Annotated in this window: 19 protein-coding genes; 6 read left to right on the plus strand and 13 right to left on the minus strand. The window is 72.8% G+C overall.

Going from position 1 to position 15,733, the window contains the following annotated elements; all coding sequences use genetic code 11:
- Positions 1 to 246 precede the first annotated feature (246 nt).
- Positions 247 to 1,800 (plus strand): S8 family peptidase, encoded by a 1,554-nt coding sequence (locus tag IE207_RS00180; protein ID WP_190181924.1) that lies wholly within the window; start codon positions 247 to 249, stop codon positions 1,798 to 1,800.
- 64 nt (positions 1,801 to 1,864) lie between these two features.
- On the opposite strand, the gene IE207_RS00185 is transcribed toward IE207_RS00180, so the two are convergent.
- The 7 genes from IE207_RS00185 to IE207_RS00215 all read right to left on the minus strand — a co-directional run bounded on the left by IE207_RS00185 (position 1,865) and on the right by IE207_RS00215 (position 8,861).
- Entirely contained in the window at positions 1,865 to 2,908 is a 1,044-nt protein-coding gene (locus IE207_RS00185) for a zinc-dependent alcohol dehydrogenase family protein (protein ID WP_190181925.1), read from the minus strand.
- 29 nt (positions 2,909 to 2,937) lie between these two features.
- Positions 2,938 to 3,624: a lysoplasmalogenase gene (locus tag IE207_RS00190; protein WP_190181926.1), complete on the minus strand. Its 687-nt coding sequence runs from the start codon at positions 3,622 to 3,624 to the stop codon at positions 2,938 to 2,940.
- The gene (locus tag IE207_RS00195; protein WP_190181927.1) at positions 3,621 to 4,511 is read right to left on the minus strand and encodes a sterol desaturase family protein; all 891 of its coding nucleotides are present in this window, start codon (positions 4,509 to 4,511) and stop codon (positions 3,621 to 3,623) included. Before IE207_RS00195 ends, IE207_RS00190 begins: the two co-directional genes overlap by 4 nt.
- A gap of 143 nt (positions 4,512 to 4,654) precedes the next feature.
- Positions 4,655 to 5,875 (minus strand): amidohydrolase family protein, encoded by a 1,221-nt coding sequence (locus tag IE207_RS00200; protein WP_190181928.1) that lies wholly within the window; start codon positions 5,873 to 5,875, stop codon positions 4,655 to 4,657.
- Positions 5,872 to 7,158 carry an amidohydrolase family protein gene (locus IE207_RS00205; RefSeq protein ID WP_190181929.1) on the minus strand — a complete coding sequence of 429 codons (1,287 nt, stop codon included), beginning with the start codon at positions 7,156 to 7,158 and terminating at the stop codon, positions 5,872 to 5,874. Before IE207_RS00205 ends, IE207_RS00200 begins: the two co-directional genes overlap by 4 nt.
- Before the next feature lie 19 nt (positions 7,159 to 7,177).
- Complete coding sequence (locus tag IE207_RS00210) at positions 7,178 to 8,062, minus strand: SDR family NAD(P)-dependent oxidoreductase (protein ID WP_190181930.1); 885 nt, start codon at positions 8,060 to 8,062, stop codon at positions 7,178 to 7,180.
- Position 8,063: 1 nt separating this feature from the next.
- Positions 8,064 to 8,861 carry an acetoacetate decarboxylase family protein gene (locus IE207_RS00215; RefSeq protein ID WP_190181931.1) on the minus strand — a complete coding sequence of 266 codons (798 nt, stop codon included), beginning with the start codon at positions 8,859 to 8,861 and terminating at the stop codon, positions 8,064 to 8,066.
- Positions 8,862 to 8,974: 113 nt separating this feature from the next.
- Here IE207_RS00215 and IE207_RS00220 point away from each other — a divergent pair, with 113 nt between their 5' ends.
- The 5 genes from IE207_RS00220 to IE207_RS00240 all read left to right on the plus strand — a co-directional run bounded on the left by IE207_RS00220 (position 8,975) and on the right by IE207_RS00240 (position 12,585).
- Positions 8,975 to 9,610, plus strand: coding sequence for a TetR/AcrR family transcriptional regulator (locus IE207_RS00220; protein WP_190181932.1), 636 nt, complete (start codon positions 8,975 to 8,977; stop codon positions 9,608 to 9,610).
- Between the two features lie 76 nt (positions 9,611 to 9,686).
- Complete coding sequence (locus IE207_RS00225; RefSeq protein WP_373304635.1) at positions 9,687 to 10,658, plus strand: DEDDh family exonuclease; 972 nt, start codon at positions 9,687 to 9,689, stop codon at positions 10,656 to 10,658.
- Between the two features lie 63 nt (positions 10,659 to 10,721).
- Positions 10,722 to 10,982: a metallothionein gene (locus IE207_RS00230; protein WP_190181933.1), complete on the plus strand. Its 261-nt coding sequence runs from the start codon at positions 10,722 to 10,724 to the stop codon at positions 10,980 to 10,982.
- 48 nt (positions 10,983 to 11,030) lie between these two features.
- Complete coding sequence (locus IE207_RS00235; protein WP_190181934.1) at positions 11,031 to 11,819, plus strand: SURF1 family cytochrome oxidase biogenesis protein; 789 nt, start codon at positions 11,031 to 11,033, stop codon at positions 11,817 to 11,819.
- A 10-nt stretch (positions 11,820 to 11,829) separates the two neighbouring features.
- The gene (locus tag IE207_RS00240) at positions 11,830 to 12,585 is read left to right on the plus strand and encodes an SDR family oxidoreductase (protein ID WP_190181935.1); all 756 of its coding nucleotides are present in this window, start codon (positions 11,830 to 11,832) and stop codon (positions 12,583 to 12,585) included.
- Positions 12,586 to 12,631: 46 nt separating this feature from the next.
- On the opposite strand, the gene amaP is transcribed toward IE207_RS00240, so the two are convergent.
- The 6 genes from amaP to IE207_RS00270 form a co-directional block, all read right to left on the minus strand.
- Complete coding sequence (gene amaP, locus IE207_RS00245) at positions 12,632 to 13,189, minus strand: alkaline shock response membrane anchor protein AmaP (protein ID WP_190181936.1); 558 nt, start codon at positions 13,187 to 13,189, stop codon at positions 12,632 to 12,634.
- 10 nt (positions 13,190 to 13,199) lie between these two features.
- Entirely contained in the window at positions 13,200 to 13,706 is a 507-nt protein-coding gene (locus IE207_RS00250; protein WP_190181937.1) for a DUF6286 domain-containing protein, read from the minus strand.
- Between the two features lie 29 nt (positions 13,707 to 13,735).
- The gene (locus IE207_RS00255) at positions 13,736 to 14,125 is read right to left on the minus strand and encodes an Asp23/Gls24 family envelope stress response protein (RefSeq protein ID WP_190181938.1); all 390 of its coding nucleotides are present in this window, start codon (positions 14,123 to 14,125) and stop codon (positions 13,736 to 13,738) included.
- A gap of 7 nt (positions 14,126 to 14,132) precedes the next feature.
- The gene (locus IE207_RS00260) at positions 14,133 to 14,318 is read right to left on the minus strand and encodes a hypothetical protein (RefSeq protein ID WP_190181939.1); all 186 of its coding nucleotides are present in this window, start codon (positions 14,316 to 14,318) and stop codon (positions 14,133 to 14,135) included.
- A 15-nt stretch (positions 14,319 to 14,333) separates the two neighbouring features.
- Entirely contained in the window at positions 14,334 to 14,765 is a 432-nt protein-coding gene (locus IE207_RS00265; protein WP_190181940.1) for an Asp23/Gls24 family envelope stress response protein, read from the minus strand.
- A 104-nt stretch (positions 14,766 to 14,869) separates the two neighbouring features.
- Positions 14,870 to 15,649 (minus strand): enoyl-CoA hydratase/isomerase family protein, encoded by a 780-nt coding sequence (locus IE207_RS00270; RefSeq protein WP_190181941.1) that lies wholly within the window; start codon positions 15,647 to 15,649, stop codon positions 14,870 to 14,872.
- Positions 15,650 to 15,733 lie beyond the last annotated feature (84 nt).

A 15,733-nucleotide genomic window follows, 5' to 3' on the forward strand; every position in this document is an offset into this window, starting at 1 on the left:
GGACAAAACGACCTCCGTGTGGGGGGTGGTGGCGCCGGTTCCCCCTGACAACGGCACGGCTCGCGCGACGGGACGGTTCAACGCGTTCCGTTTCTGAGGTTGTTTTCCCCCGCCCCTCCCGTTCCACCGGGATTCCTCGAACTGATGGCGCAAAGGTGACGGCCGGCACTAGGTTCGCCTGTCATGAACCCGTCGCCTGCGCGGACCACGCGCGGACGGCCCTTTCACTGATGATGTGGAGAACCCATGGCTCAGCTGGGGTCACGATCCCCCAAGAGGCACGGCCGTCTCGCCGTACCGGTCGGCCTCGCGCTCACCGCCTCGCTCGCCTTCCTGTCCCCGGTCGCGGCCTCCGCCGCGCCCCTGGGCACGACGGCGGGCGCGGCGGCCGCCGCCAGGCCCGACGCGTCCGGCCCCGAGCTGTCGTACGTCGCGAACCTGAACACGTACGCCACCGTGACGGCGGCCAGGAAGGCCGTCGAGCGGGCCGGCGGAACGGTGGTGACCTCGTACGAGCAGATCGGGGTGATCGTCGCCCACTCACAGAACCCCGACTTCGCCAAGCAGCTGCGCGCCCAGCGCGGCCTGTTCGTCTCGGTCGGCGCCACCCGCACCGCCCCCCTCAAGACGGTCCAGACGACCGAGGAGGGCACCACGCAGCGCCTCAGCGCGGCGGACGCGGCGAAGGCGGCGGCGAGCGCGCAGGCCGGGCAGGAGCCGCTGGAGCCCAACCAGTGGGACCTGCGGGCGATCAAGGCCGACCAGGCGCAGGCGATCAACCCCGGCAGCCCGGACGTCACGGTCGGGGTCATCGACACGGGCGTCGACGACACCCACCCGGACCTCGCCGCGAACTTCTCCAAGAGCCAGTCGGCCAACTGCGTCGGCGGCGTCGCCGACACCACGGACGGCGCGTGGCGCCCCTACCCGGACGGCAGCGACCACGGCACCCACGTGGCGGGCACCATCGCGGCCGCGCGCAACGGCATCGGTGTCAGCGGTGTCGCGCCGGGCGCGAAGGTCGCCGCGATCAAGGTGAGCGAGCCCGGGACCAGCCTCTTCTACACCGAAGCGGTCGTCTGCGGCTTCGTGTTCGCCGCCGAGAAGGGGATCGAGGTGACCAACAACAGCTACTACGTCGACCCTTGGTACTTCAACTGCAAGTCGGACGACGACCAGAAGGCGCTGGTGGAGGCCCTCGGCCGGGCGAGCAAGTACGCGGAGCGCAAGGGCGTGCTCAACGTGGCCTCCGCAGGCAACGAGAACTGGGACCTGGCCTCCCACTCGATCACCGACACGACGAGCCCGGACGACGGGACCCCGACGCCGCGCACGGTCGACCCGCACGACTGCCTGGACCTGCCGACGCAGCTTCCGGGCGTGGTCTCCGTCTCCGCCACCGGTGACAAGGGGCTGCGCTCCTACTACTCCAGCTACGGTCTCGGCGTCATCGACGTGGCGGCGCCCGGCGGCGACAAGTGGCAGATACCGGACACCCCGGACGCCAACGGCCGCGTGCTGTCCACCCTCCCGGGCGGCGGCTACGGCTACAAGCAGGGCACCTCGATGGCCGGCCCGCACGTCGCCGGCGTCGCGGCCCTCCTCAAGAGCGCCCACCCGTCGGCGACGCCCGCGCAGCTCCAGACGATGCTCAAGGCGCAGGCCACCAAGGCGGCCTGCCCGGACAAGATCTACGACGCCACGGGCACGCTGATCGACGCCACGACCTGCCAGAGCAAGTGGGGTCAGACGGGCTACTACGGCTACGGCGTGGTGGACGCGCTCAAGGCCGTCAAGTAGCGCGGGACGCACACCACCGGCCGGCCGGGGGAGGTTTCCCCGGCCGGCCCTTGCGGGACCGCCCTCAGAGCGTGATCAGGACCTTGAGGGCGCTGCGGTCGTCCATCGCCCGGTAGCCGTCCGGCACCTGGTCCAGGGCGACGGCCTGGTCGAAGACGGGCGCCGGGTCGATCGCACCGCTCAGCACGTCCTCCAGCAGCTCGGGGATGTACGCGCGCACCGGGGCGACGCCGCCGCGCAGGGTGAGGTTGCGGTCGAACATCACGCCGAGGTCGAGGCCGGTGCCGCTGCCGTGCGGGACGCCGACGTAGCCGATGGACCCGCCGTCGCGGGCGATGTTCACCGCGGTGCGCATGGACTGCTCGGTGCCGACGGCTTCGATGACCGAGTGGGCTCCCTGGCCGCCGGTGAGCTCGCGGACGGCCGCCTCGGCGGCCTCTCCCCGCTCGGCGACGATGTCGGTGGCCCCGAACAGCTTCGCGATGTCGGTACGGGCGGTGTGGCGGCCCAGGGCGATGATCCGCTCGGCGCCGAGCCGCTTGGCCGCGAGGACGCCGCACAGGCCGACCGCGCCGTCGCCGACGACGGCGACCGTGGAGCCCTTGCGGACGCCGGCGCCCACGGCGGCGTGGTGTCCGGTGCCCAGGACGTCGGACAGCGCGAGCAGCCCGGTCAGCAGGTGCTCGTCGGAGACCGCGTCGGCGGGCAGCTTCACCAGGGTGCCGTCGGCGTGCGGCACGCGGACGGCCTCGCCCTGGCCGCCGTCGGAACCGACCGAGCCCCAGAAGCCGCCGTGCACGCAGGAGGTGTACAGGCCCTCGGAGCAGTAGTCGCAGGTGCCGTCGGACCACATGAAGGGGGCGACGACGAGGTCCCCCGCGCGCAGGCCGGAGACGGCGGAGCCGGTCTCCTCGACGATGCCGAGGAACTCGTGGCCGATGCGCTGGCCGGGCTGGCGCGCGGCCTCGCCGCGGTAGGCCCACAGGTCGCTGCCGCAGATGCAGGCACGCAGGACGCGGACGACGGCGTCCTCGGGGCGCTGGATCGCAGCGTCGGGCACCTCCTCCACGCGGATGTCGTGCGGGGCGTGGATGACGGTGGCACGCATGGTGGCGCTGCCCTCCCGATCAGGTTGGTTCAGTCTTGTATGACTGACCTACCGTACGCCCGACCGGTGGCGAGCGCGCCCGTGGCCAGCAGGTACTGGGCGGCGAGGTAGGTGGCCATGATCCACAGGTCCGGGCGGGGCAGCTGCGGCCAGTCGGCCACGCCGGTGGCGATGAGGGTGTCGGAGAGCAGGAACAGCGCCCCGCCGATCGCCGCGCGCGTCCCGAGGGCGCTGGAGCGGTAGGCCATCGCGCTCAGGAGCAGGCTGTACCCGGCGACGGGCACCCGCAGGCCGGCCGGAAGGTCGCTCCAGAGCAGCGCGACCGCGGCGACGAGCGCGGCGGCGTACGCGCCCCCGAGCGCGGGGTGCGTCCTGCCCCTGCCGAAGAGCAGGAGGTAGCAGACGTGCCCGGCGGCGAAGGAGCCCATGCCGATCAGGAACGCGAGGTCGGCGTCGAAGAGCAGCGCCAGGTCTCCGCCCCACCCGAACAGCAGGGCCGCGACCAGCAGCCGGGGCGCCCCCCGGGTGACCACGCAGGCGACGAGCAGCGGCATCAGCAGCGGCTTGGCGAGGACGTGCCCGAGGTGCCAGCCGGCGAGCAGCGAGGCGAGGTCGAGCGCGCCTGCGGCGGCGAACGCGGCGAGCAGCACCCGCCCGCGGGTGTCGTCCGGCACGGGGTGGGCCCAGGAGGGGGTACGCGACTCGGTGGCGCTCACGCGGCGCGCTCCGCCGGGGCCTTGGCGGGATCGGCGGCGGGGGCGGGGGCGGGGGTGGGGGCGGGCTGCCAGCCGGGGCCGCGGAAGACCCGTCCGGCCCGCTCGCGCCAGCTGCGGGCGGCGCGGACGTCGCGGGCGATGGCGGCGTACTCGTGGGTGGCCACGCGCAGCGGGTTGAAGGTGTCGATGTTCTTGGTGAGCCCGTAGACGGGCTTCTCGTCCTCCCCCACCCAGGAGCCGAACATCCGGTCCCAGATGATCAGGATCCCGCCGAAGTTGCGGTCCAGGTAGCCGCCTTGGGAGGCGTGGTGGACGCGGTGGTGGGAGGGGGTGTTGAAGACGTACTCGTAGGCCCGCGGCAGCTTGCCGATGCGCTCCGTGTGGACCCAGAACTGGTAGAGGAGGTTGATGCCGTAGCAGAACGGGATCACGGCCGGGTGCACCCCGAGCGCCACCATCGGCAGGTAGAACCACCAGGTGGTGGCGCTGGTCCAGGGCTGGCGCAGGGCGGTGGTGAGGTTGAAGCGCCGGCTGCTGTGGTGGACGACGTGGCAGGCCCACAGGATCCGGACGACGTGGTGGCCGCGGTGCTGCCAGTAGTAGAGGAAGTCCTGGGCGAGCAGCATCAGCGGGACGGTCCACCACAGGAAGGGCACGCGCAGCGGGGTCAGTTCGTAGACCGCCGTGAAGACCGCGACGACCGGGAGCTTCCAGAGCAGGTCGAACCCGATGCTGCCGAGGCCCATGGCGACGCTGGTGGCGGCGTCCTTGGTCTCGTACCCGGCGGCGTCCTCGTCGGGATGGATCCGGTAGCTCACCAGCTCCACGACGGTGAGCAGCACGAAGGCGGGTATGGACCACAGCACGACATCGGGCAGGTTCGGCATGCCCGCACCATAGGGCGCCCCCGGCGGCGCCGCTAGGGGTTGTTACCGATCGGTATCCATCGGGGTTACCCGGGGTACCCCGGCCGGGCCGATCGCGCCGGGGCGGGTCGCCCGTATCGGCCGAGCCGCCCCGGCGGGACGGGTCACCAGACGCGGACCGAGGCGCCGCGGGCGAAGGCGGGGCTGGTGGCCTGTGGGGGGATTTCGGTCAGGGGTGCGGCGATCTCCGAGACGAGGGGGCCGTACTCGGCGGCCAGGGCGTCCAGCAGGGGGAGGTCGAAGCCGTAGACGCGGGCCGCGTTGCCGCCGACCATGGCGGCGACCTCCTCCTCGGGCAGGCCCGCGTAGGCGATGCGCAGGCCCTCGCGGGAGAAGGGGGTGGTGCCCTCGTCGTGGGGGAAGTCGCTGCCCCACATGATCTTGTCGAGGCCGATCCGCTCCCGCAGCGGGACCTCGTGGGGGCGCATGAAGCTCGCCCCCACGAAGCAGTTGTCCCGCCAGACCCCGCTCGGCCCCTTTCCCATGGAACCCGCCAGGCCCGCCCCGAACTTGGACTCCGCCGTGGCCGAGGCGGCGACCAGCCGGGCGTGGTAGTAGTCCAGCATGTCCAGCACGCCCGGGATCCAGCCGGAGCCCTGCTCCGTCAGGACCAGCTTGAGGCCCGGATGGCGGTGGAAGGCCCCGCCGAAGATCAGGTGCCACAGCGCGCGGTGCGAGAACCAGGTGGTCTCCACCATGAACACCGCCCGGGCGGCGGGTTCGTCGCCGAGCGGCGGGGACGCCGACCCGCCGTGGTGGTTGACCGGGACGTCCAGTTCGTCGCACACCGCCCAGATCGGGTCGTAGGCCGACGAGTACAGCTCGGGGACGGCCGAACCGGGCGGGACGCCCGGGAGGAGGATCCCGCCCGTGAGGCCCGCCGCCCTGGTGCGGCGGATCTCCCGCACCGCCGCGTCCACGTCGTTGAGCAGGATCTGCGCCACCCCGGCCCGCCGGCCCGGGGCGTCCGCACAGAAGTCGGCGAGCCAGCGGTTGTGGGCCTGCAGGCCCGCCCAGCGCCGTTCGTACTCCAGGGCCGTGGGCGGCTGGGCCATCAGGGAGGTCTTGGGGAAGAACGGCGGGATGGTGTTGGGGAAGATGACTTCCGCGACGATGCCGTCCGCTTCGAGCTCCGACAGGCGCCGGGCCGAGTTCCAGTTGCGGTCGGCGGTGTCGGCGAGGAGATCCTCGTACGGGTTGACGTACGTGGCGGCCCAGGCGTCGAACTCGTCGTGGTACCGCTTCTCCAGGTACGGCTTGTAGTCGAGCAGGTCGGCGCCCGCGTGGCAGTCCGCCGAGATGACGGTGTAGCGGTCCGGGCTCATGACGAGACCCCCAGCGACGGGAAGTCGTGGCCGGTCAGCCAGTGCCGGCCCACTTCACGGGAGCCGGCCCAGGAGGCTTCCACCGCGGCCTGGTCGGCGCTCTGTCCGAGCTCCGCCGGGGTCGGGCCGATCCGCCGGGCGAGCGGGGCCAGCGCGGCGGTGTCGAAGCCGAAGACCTCCGCCGCGGCGAGACCCAGCATCCGGCGGCTCTCGCCGACCGGGATGTCGTGGAAGGTGCTGCGCAGCCAGTTGCGGGTGTCGGGCCAGGTGCCCTCGGGGTGCGGGAAGTCCGAGCCCCACAGGATGTTGTCCACGCCGATCTCGTAGCGCTGGGCCAGCTCGCGCCGCTTGGTGTTCGTCGCGCAGATGAAGACCTGACGGTCCAGGTACTCGCTGGGCGGCCGTTTCAGCTCCGCGAACGGGGAGAGCTTCTTGCCGCCGTGCGCGCCGAGGTAGAGCCGGTCCATGAACCACAGCTGGTTCGGCAGCCACCAGCAGCCCGACTCCGCGACGCCGAACTTGAGCCCGGGGTGCCGCTCGAAGACCCCGGACCACAGCAGGAACCACAGCGGCCGGGCCGGCCACCAGGTGACCTCGGAGACGTAGATGCCGAGGTGGTCCCCGTACTCGTGGCGGGGCGCGGCCCCCGAGTGGGTGACGACCGGCATCGCGGTCTCGGCCGCAGCCGCCCAGACGGGGTCGTAGCGGCGGTCGTGGTAGGGCGCCTGGTCCACCCACATGGAAGGGATCATCAGTGCGCCGAGCCCGGACTCCTTGGCCCGGTGGATCTCCGCGACGACCTTCGCGGGTTCGCCGGTGATGGGCAGCAGGGCGACCCCGCAGTGCCGTTCGGGGTGTGCGGAGACGAACTCCGCCAGCCAGCGGTTGTGGGCCTGCGCGCCGGCCATGCCGAGCTCGGGGTCCTGGTCGCCGGAGAGGCCGAGACCGACGCCGAACGGGGCGGCGGTCTGGCTGTCGACGGCGTCCGCGTCGGGGAAGACGACTTCGCCGGCCACGCCGTCGCCGTCGAGTTCCTTGAGCCGCTGCCCCACGTCCCAGCCGCCCTTGAGGCCTTCCTCGTGGTCGTGGAACCACTTCTGGGCGAAGGCCTCGTTGCGGACCCCGAGCCGGGTGGCCTCCTCGCGGCGGGCGCCCTGCTGCCCGAGGAACTCGTCGAACCGGCGGTGGAAGCGGGAGTCGAGGTAGGGGCGGTAGCGCTCGGTGGGCAGTCCCGCGTGGCAGTCGGAGGAGATGATCAGGTACGGGTCTTCGTACGCGTTCACGGCAAGGCTCCTCTGCTCCTCAGTCGAGGATGAAGCTTTCGAGGTAGGCGGGGTTGGCGCGGTCGAGCATCGACTGCGAACGGGCGCGGATCTGCCGGTCGCTGTGCTCGCCGGCCGGGAGCATCCAGAACCGGTCCGCGCGGATGCCGTCGACCACGTGCTCGGCGACCTCCTCCACCGGCGTGAACCGGACTTCGTGGCCGGCCCGCTTCATCGCTGCCTCGTACTCGTCGAGGCTGCGGTACGGGGTCTTGCGCGGCCGCTGCTTCGCGTAGCGTTCTGGCCGGTTGCGGTGCGACTCCCACAGGCCGGTGCGCAGCATGTGCGGTCCGGGAAAGAGGACGGAGGCGCCGACGTTCGCGCGCTCCGCCTTGAGGTGGGCGTACAGCGACTCGGTCATGGTGACCACGGCGGCCTTGGTGACGGCGTACACGGAGGCGGTCGGCAGCGGGGCGATGCCGCCGTCGGCGGAGCTCGTGTTGACGACGTGGCCGGGGGCGCCGCCCGCGATCATGCGGGGGACGAAGGCCTGGATGCCGTGGAAGACGCCCCAGACGTTGACGGCGAAGGCCCATTTCCAGTCGTTGGGCTCGTGCTCCCACATCCGGCCCTCGGCGCCGGAGCCCACGCCCGCGTTGTTGCACAGGACGTGGACGGCGCCGAAGGTGTCGTAGGCGGCGTCCGCGAGGGCGGTGACCGAGTCGCGTTCGCCGACGTCGACCTGCCTGGCCAGTACCTCGGCGCCGTCGGCGGACAGCTCGGCGGCCGCCTCGCGCAGGGCGCCCTCCTCCACGTCGGCGAGTACGACCCTCAGCCCCTCGGCGGCGAAGCGGCGGGCCATGGCGAGCCCGATGCCGCCGGCCGCTCCGGTGACGACGGCGACCTGTCCTGGTTCGAGGCGCATCTCACACGCTCCCCTCGGGCGGCCCGTCGAGTACCTGGAGCGGGTCGTCGTAGCGCTGGTGGATGTAGGGGAGCAGGGAACGGGCGCTGACGCGTTCGGCGACCCGGCCCTTCTGGTCGGTGGTCTTCTCGCCGATGGTCAGTTCCACGATGCGGCGCACGGGGAGGTCGGCCACCGGGTCGTACATCGACTCGCGCAGCACCACGTCGCCGGTGAGGTGCTCCAGCCTGCGGACCTTCTCGTTACGCGTGCAGTGCACGAGCACCGGGTCGGCCTCGAAGCCGGAACCGTCGACGGCGGGGAGGAACTTGAAGTAGAAGTCGGTCTTGACGGCGGGCCCGGGCAGCGGCAGGACGGCGTCGACCGCGCCGCGCACCTCCACGAAGGCGATGCCGTGGCGGGCGAGGCGGGCGCGTACGACCAGGCCCTCGCGCTCGACGGTGACCTCCCCCAGCTTCTTCGGTTCGCCGAACACCTCGCGGCCGCCGGTCAGGGCGCGTTCGTGGGTCATCGGCATGACCAGCGGGTACCAGCCCTCGACCTCGCCGTGGCGGGCCGCGACGGCCACCGAGCCGGCCCCGAGCGGGTACCCGGGCAGGTCGACCTTGCTGATGTTGGCCCGCACCAGGGGCCGTTCGGCGGGCTTGAGCGGGGGCGGCAGGACCGCCGCGACCACATCGGGGTCGCTCTCCCAGACGGCCACCACACCGGTGGACCAGATGTCGGGGAGCTTGGCGCTCTTCTCGCGCGACGCCGTGATCTCGGCCTCGGTGCGCGCTCCGTACCGTACGCGTGCCATGTCTCGCACCACCTCTCGGTTCGGGTCTGTAACACAGTTACACCGCCGACGATGAAGGGTAAAGACCCACGACCACGGCAACTGACGGACCGACAGATTGGCGGCGCACACACATGGCGCGAAGCGCGCTGACCCGCGAGGAGGTGCTGGACGCGGCCGCGGCCCTGGTCAGACGGCACGGTCCGGCGGCCCTCACCATGCGGGGGCTCGCCGCGGAACTCGGTACGGCCGTCACCTCCATCTACTGGCACGTCGGCAACCGCGAATCGCTGCTCGACGCCCTCGTGGAGCGCACCGTGCTGGAGATGGGCGCGATCAGGCCCTCGGGCCGCACTCCGGCCGAGCGGATCGTCTCCGTGGCCCGGCTGCTGCGCCGCGAACTGCGCGAGCGGCCGCACCTGATCGCGATGGTCCACGAACGCGGGCTGACGGAGCGGATGTTCCTTCCCGCCCAGCAGGCCCTCGTGCAGGAAGTCGGAGCGGCCGGGCTGCGCGGGGCCCGGGCCGCCGACGCGGTGCGCGCCATCCAGTTCCAGATCGTCGGCTACCTGCTCGTGGAACGCAATCGCGAGCGCTCCCCCGCCCAGTCCCCCGGCGAGGGGGAGCTCTGGGGGCCGGACGCGGCGCCCGGAGACCCGGCGCTCTCCCGCGCCCTGGCCAGCCCGCCTGACCCGGAACGGCTGTTCCTGCTGTCCGTACGGGCTTTGACGCGGGCCCTGCTGGCACCGGACCCTGCCTCGCGCGGCTGACCCGCCGGCGGCCGGCCCCCGCCTCCCCACCCATCGGGGGCACGGGTGTCAGCCGGTGCCGATATCCTCTGTGACCATGCTCGACGACCGAACGACCGCAGAGACGATGTGGCCGACCGCGTACCCCCAGGGGTACGCGGTCGTCGACGTGGAGACCACCGGGCTCGCTCGCGACGACCGGATAGTCTCCGCCGCCGTCTACCGGCTCGACGCGCAGGGCAACGTGGAGGACCACTGGTACACGCTGGTCAACCCGCGCCGGGATCCCGGCCCGGTGTGGATCCACGGTCTGACCAGCGACGTGCTCCAGGACGCCCCGCTCTTCGAGGACATCGCCGAGGAGTTCTCCGGCCGTCTCGCGGACCGGGTACTGGTCGCGCACAACGCCATCTTCGACTGGCAGATGATCGCCCGTGAGTACGCCCGGGCCGCCGCGGCGGCGCCGGTCCGGCAGCGGCTGTGCACCATCGCCCTGTCGAAGGAGCTGAACCTCCCGCTGCCCAACCACAAGCTGGAGTCGCTCGCCGCGCACTTCGGCGTGGTCCAGCAGCGCGCCCACCACGCCCTCGACGACGCCCGCGTCCTGGCCGAGGCCTTCCGTCCGTCGCTGCACGCCGCCGCCCGGGACGGTGTGCGCCTGCCCCTGCTGGAATGCCGCCCGCTCACGGAGTGGTCGAACTCCCCCGCCGCGCCCCGCGTCGGCTACCAGGGTCCCTTCGGGGCGACGAGCTGGCGGCCCTCCCGCAAGCGCCCGCCGTGCCCGCACCCCAACCCGGGCCGGTTCGAGGACGGCAAGCCGCTCAAGCAGGGCATGCGGATCGCGTTCTCCGGGGACACCTCCGTGGACCGGGAACTCCTGGAGGACCGTGCCGTCGAGGCCGGCCTGCACGTCGCGACGAGCGTGTCGCGGCTCACCAGCCTCCTGGTCACCAATGACCCCGACTCGGCGACCTCGAAGACCGTGAAGGCGAAGTCCTTCGGAACGCCGGTGGTCGACGAGGCGGCCTTCACCCAGCTCCTGAGGGACGTGGCTCCGGCAGACGGGTGACCCTCGCGCGACTCGCCACGCGCCCCCTTCCCCGGGCCCCCCATCCGTCCCACCCTGTGGCGCATGGCCCGTTGCGAAGTATGCGGAAACGATTACGACCTGGCGTTCTACGTGGAGACCCAGGACGGTGCGCGGCACGTGTTCGACTCCTTCTCCTGCGCCATCCACCGGATGGCGCCCATCTGCGAGCACTGCCGCGTGCAGATCATCGGGCAGGGCGTCGAGGCGGACGGCCACTGGTACTGCGGAGCGCACTGCGCCCGCGCGGAGGGCAAGGCGGGCATCGTCGACAAGGTGGGCAGCGCGGCCGGCTCCACGGGATGACGCCACCCGGCCGCCGGGGACTTCGCGGGTGGGGGTACCGTCGTGGGCGTGTACCGCTTTGTGCTGACCCGGCAGTGGGTGTGCCTCACCCTCATCACCCTCGCCCTCATCCCCGCGATGATCAAGCTGGGGTTCTGGCAGTACCACCGCCATGAGCACCGGGTCGCGCAGAACGAGCTGATCGCGAGGAACCTGTACGGGAAGCCGGTCCCCGTGGGCGAGCTCACCTCCCCCGGCCACATCGTCCCGAGGAACGACTACTGGCGCGCGGTCTCCGCCACCGGTACCTACGACTCCGCGCACGAGGTGGTCGTGCGGATGCGGACCTCCAACGACGACAAGGTCGGCTTCCAGGTCGTGACCCCCCTGGTGCTGGACGACGGCCGGGCGGTGCTGGTCAACCGCGGATGGGTGGCGGGCGGCGAGGACTCCCGCGCGTACCCGCCGGTGCCGGCCGCGCCCGCGGGCGAGGTGACGGTCACCGGGCGGCTCAAGGCTGACGAGACCAGCGGCGACAGCGGCATCAAGGACCGCAAGGGCCTGCCGGAGCGCCAGGTGATGCTGATCAACAGCGCCCAGCAGACGGCGTACGTGGGCAAGCCCGTGCTCGGCGGCTACCTGGAGCTGACCGCGCCGGTCCCCGCGGGCGGCAGCCCGGAGCCGGTCGCCGAGCCGGACCACGACTCGATCGGCCCGCACATGGCGTACGCCGTGCAGTGGTGGCTGTTCGCGGCGGCGGTGCCGGTGGGGTGGCTGATCCTGGTGCGCCGGGAGAAGCGGGACCGCGACGAGGAGTCGGCGAAGGCCGCTTCGGAACCGGCGACCGCAGCGGCGTAGCGTGTCCGGCATGGATCTTGGACTGAAGGACCGTGTCTACATCGTCACCGGAGCCACCCGTGGCCTCGGTCTCGCCTCCGCGCGCGAACTGGCCGCCGAGGGCGCGAAGCTGGTCATCACCGGACGGGACGAGGAGCGCGCGGCCGCTGCCGCCGCCTCCCTTGGCCCTGACGCGGTGGGCATCGCGGCGGACAACTCCGACCCCGGGGCGGCTGCACGGCTCGTGGCCACGGCAGTGGAACGCTTCGGCCGGCTCGACGGCATCCTCATCAGCGTCGGCGGCCCCCCTCCGGGAACGGCGGCGGACAACACCGACGAGCAGTGGACGGCCGCCTTCGAGTCGGTCTTCCTGGGCGCGGTCCGCCTCGCCCGGGCGGCGGCGGCCGAGCTGGGCGAGGGCGGGGTCATCGGCTTCGTGCTCTCGGGTTCGGTGCACGAGCCCATCCCCGGCCTCACCATCTCCAACGGCCTGCGCCCGGGGCTGGCCGGCTTCGCGAAGTCCCTGTCGGTGGACCTCGGTCCGCGCGGCATCCGGGTGATCGGGCTGCTGCCCTCGCGGATCGACACGGACCGGGTGCGGGAGCTGGACGCCCTGTCCGGTGACGCGGCGGCCGCGCGGGCGGCGAACGAATCGCGGATCCCGCTGCGCCGCTACGGCACGGCGGAGGAGTTCGGCCGTACGGCGGCGTTCTTCCTCTCCCCGGCGGCGTCCTACCTGACGGGCGTCATGCTCCCCGTCGACGGAGGCGCCCGCCACGGCTTCTGACGCCGCGCCCGACGGCCCGGCCGACCGGCCCGGCCGTCGGGGGACCTCAGGTGACCCGGCTCGCCCGATGGGAGGTGACCGCGAGGCGGGCCTCCGTGGCCAGGGGAGTCAGGCCCGTCGAGGCGCGGGCGTGCTCCAGGACCGGGCCGGCGAGCGCGGCCAGGGTGTCCGAGGGGACCGCGTGCGGCTCCAGTTCCAGTTTCACCCTGAGGGCCGGCGCACCCCGCCGGCCCCGCAGGGCGACCCGGCACCCGGCGACCCCGTCCAGCGCGCCCACCTCCGCGGCCACCGCCGACTCCAGCGCGCGCCCCCGCAGCAGCGCGTAGGCCCCGTCCCCCGTGTCCACCGCCACCGTCGCCAGCCTCGGCCGACGCAGCTGCGCCAGCAGCCACCACAGCGCCAGCAGCACGCACAACGCCAGCCCGCCGAGCACCGCCCACCACCACCAGCCCTCGACGTGCAAGTGGGCCCGCCGGGCCCGCACCGACAGCAGCGGTGCGTGCCGCCCGGCCAGCGGCCACGACGCGGTCAGCACCGACACCCCGGCCGCCAGCAGCGCCAGCCCGATCAGGGCCAGCAGCACCCGGTTCACCACCCCGAGCATCGCGTCACCGTCACCCTTTCCGGTAGACCCGCACCCGCGCCACCGGCGGGTGCGCGAGTCCGAGTTCCTCGATGCCGACCGCGAGTACCGCCTCCAGGTCGGCCCGTACGTCGGCCAGCTCGCGGAAGTGCGAGGTGGCTCGGACCCGGACGCGGGAGCGGCCCGTCCGCACCCGGACCGACCGCACCCCGGACACCTCCATCGCCCGGTCGCGCAGCACCAGGCCGGCCGCCTTGCGACCGAGCCCGGCCCGTACCTCCGAGCCCCGCATGACCAGGATCCCGCGCATCCCCGGCGCGAAGGCGAGCAGCAGGAGCAGCGCCCCGGCCACCGCCAGGACCGCCCCGGCGATCATTACCTGCGGGTCGGCGGGGGTCTGCCGCTCCAGCTGCTGCGCCAGTTCCCGCCGCCAGCCCATGCCGGGCCGGTGCGCCCGTACCGCCGCGAGGTCGTAGAGGAACAGCCCCGCGACCGCGAGCACCGCCAGAGCGGTCAGCCCGGCCGGGATCCGCCGCACCGACCTGAACCGCCGCGCGCGCGGGCCCCTCACCGCAGCCGCCGGCCGCTGGGCCCGGGGGCGGCCGGCCCGGCCGGGAGGGGACGCAGCTGCTCGATGTCGAGGTCCACCTCCGGTACGGCCATCCCGGCGCACCGCTCGATCCGCTCGGTCACCTCACGGCGTACGGCGGCGCACTGGGCGGTGAGGTCGGAGGGGTAGCCGAGCTCCAGGCTCACCCGGACCCGGGCGATGTCGTGGTGCACGGTGACGCTCGCGTGCGGGGACGCCGGAGCGGAACCGGTCCCGGCCAGCGCCTCGCGGGCCGCCTGTGCCGCGATCTTGGCCACGACCCGGTCGGCGATCCGGGTGGCTCCCCGTTCCGCGGGCGGTACCCGCGGCGGGGTGGCCGGGGGCGTGTCGGTGCTGCTCTTGCTCATCGGCGCCTCACCTGCGCCGGCCGTCACGCGGACGGAACAGGTCGGCGATGTCGAGGTCGCCGTCGAGGAACCGGCCGACCACGAAGCCGATGGCGCCCAGAGCCGCCACCAGCAGAAAGGCTCCGAAGCCGCCGAAGTACCCGGCGAACGCCAGTGCCATGCCGGCCACCAGGCCGACGACCGCCATGCTCATGCGGGGCTCCTTCGGCTACTGGAGACGGGATTCCGGTTCTTCGTCTTCCTCGTCGGGCAGTTTGACGTCGGTGACGGCGATGTTGACCTCCACGACTTCCAGGCCGGTCATCCGCTCGACCGCCGAGATGACGTTCTCCCGGACCGCCCGGGCCACCTCGCGGATCGCCACGCCGTAGTCGACGACGATCTCCAGGTCGAGGGCGGTCTGGAGCTCGCCGACCTCGGCCTTCACCCCGCGCGAGGCGGAGGACTTGGCGCCGCCGGGTACGCGTTCGCGGACGGCGCCGAAGGTACGGGAGAGGCCGGAGCCGCTGCCCATCGCGTGGACGCCCACCACCTCCCGGGCGGCCAGTCCGGCGATCTTCTCCACCACCCCGTCGGCGATGGAGGTGCGGCCGCGGTCGGCGGCGTCCTTGGCAGAGCTCCCTGGCACGAATTCGGTCATCGCGTGTCCCTTCGAGCGTGCGGACTCACGACCACCGTAAGCGCGGAACCCCTCCGCCGCCCCGGGGACGTGGTAGCCGGGCGGATCGGAGGGGGGTCGGCGCATCAGTCGGAGAGGCCGGCCAGGTCACGCAGACGGCGGCCCTGCGCCGCGCGTTCGGCGCTGCGCTGGGCGTCGTAGGGGCGTGACGTGGCGTCGCGGAGCAGCGCCTTCGTCTCGATGACCGCGTCGCGCGGCGGGGCCAGCAGCGCCGTCGTCAGGTCCTCGACGGCAGCGTCCAGCTCGGCCACGGGAACCACGAGGTTCGCCAGGCCGACCCGTTCGGCCTCTTCGGCGTGCACGAAGCGGCCCGTCGCGCAGATCTCCAGCGCGCGGGCGTAGCCGACCAGCGAGGTCAGCGGCTGGGTCCCGGCCAGGTCGGGCACCAGGCCGAGGCTGGTCTCGCGCATGGCGAACTGCACGTCGTCCGCGACCACGCGCAGGTCGCACGCGAGCGCGAGCTGGAAGCCGGCGCCGATCGCGTGCCCCTGCACGGCGGCGACGGAGATGATGTCGTTGCGCCGCCACCAGGTGAACGCCTCCTGGTACTCGGCGATGGTGCTGTCGAGCAGTTCGTCGGAACCGCGCGCCAGATCGATGAAGGACGGCTCACCCTCGAAGCCCTCGGGCGTGAACGCCTGGCGGTCGAGCCCGGCGGAGAAGGACTTGCCTTCGCCGCGCAGCACGACGACCCGGACGCTGCCCGGCAACGACCGTCCGGCCTCCGCCAAAGCCCGCCAGAGCGCGGGGGACTGAGCGTTTCGCTTGGCCGGATTGGTCAGTGTCACCGTGGCGACCGTGTCGTCCACGGTGAGCCGTACGCCGTCCTTGTCGAGCAGAGCCATCTCGGTGCCTCCGGTGTGCAGCGGCCGGCAATCCCGGCCTAAGTGACTGCACAGTAACCACCCGGTCGACCGCACGGCCGACCG

The organism is Streptomyces cirratus (genome assembly GCF_014650775.1).
Classification (GTDB): Bacteria; Actinomycetota; Actinomycetes; order Streptomycetales; family Streptomycetaceae; genus Streptomyces; species Streptomyces cirratus.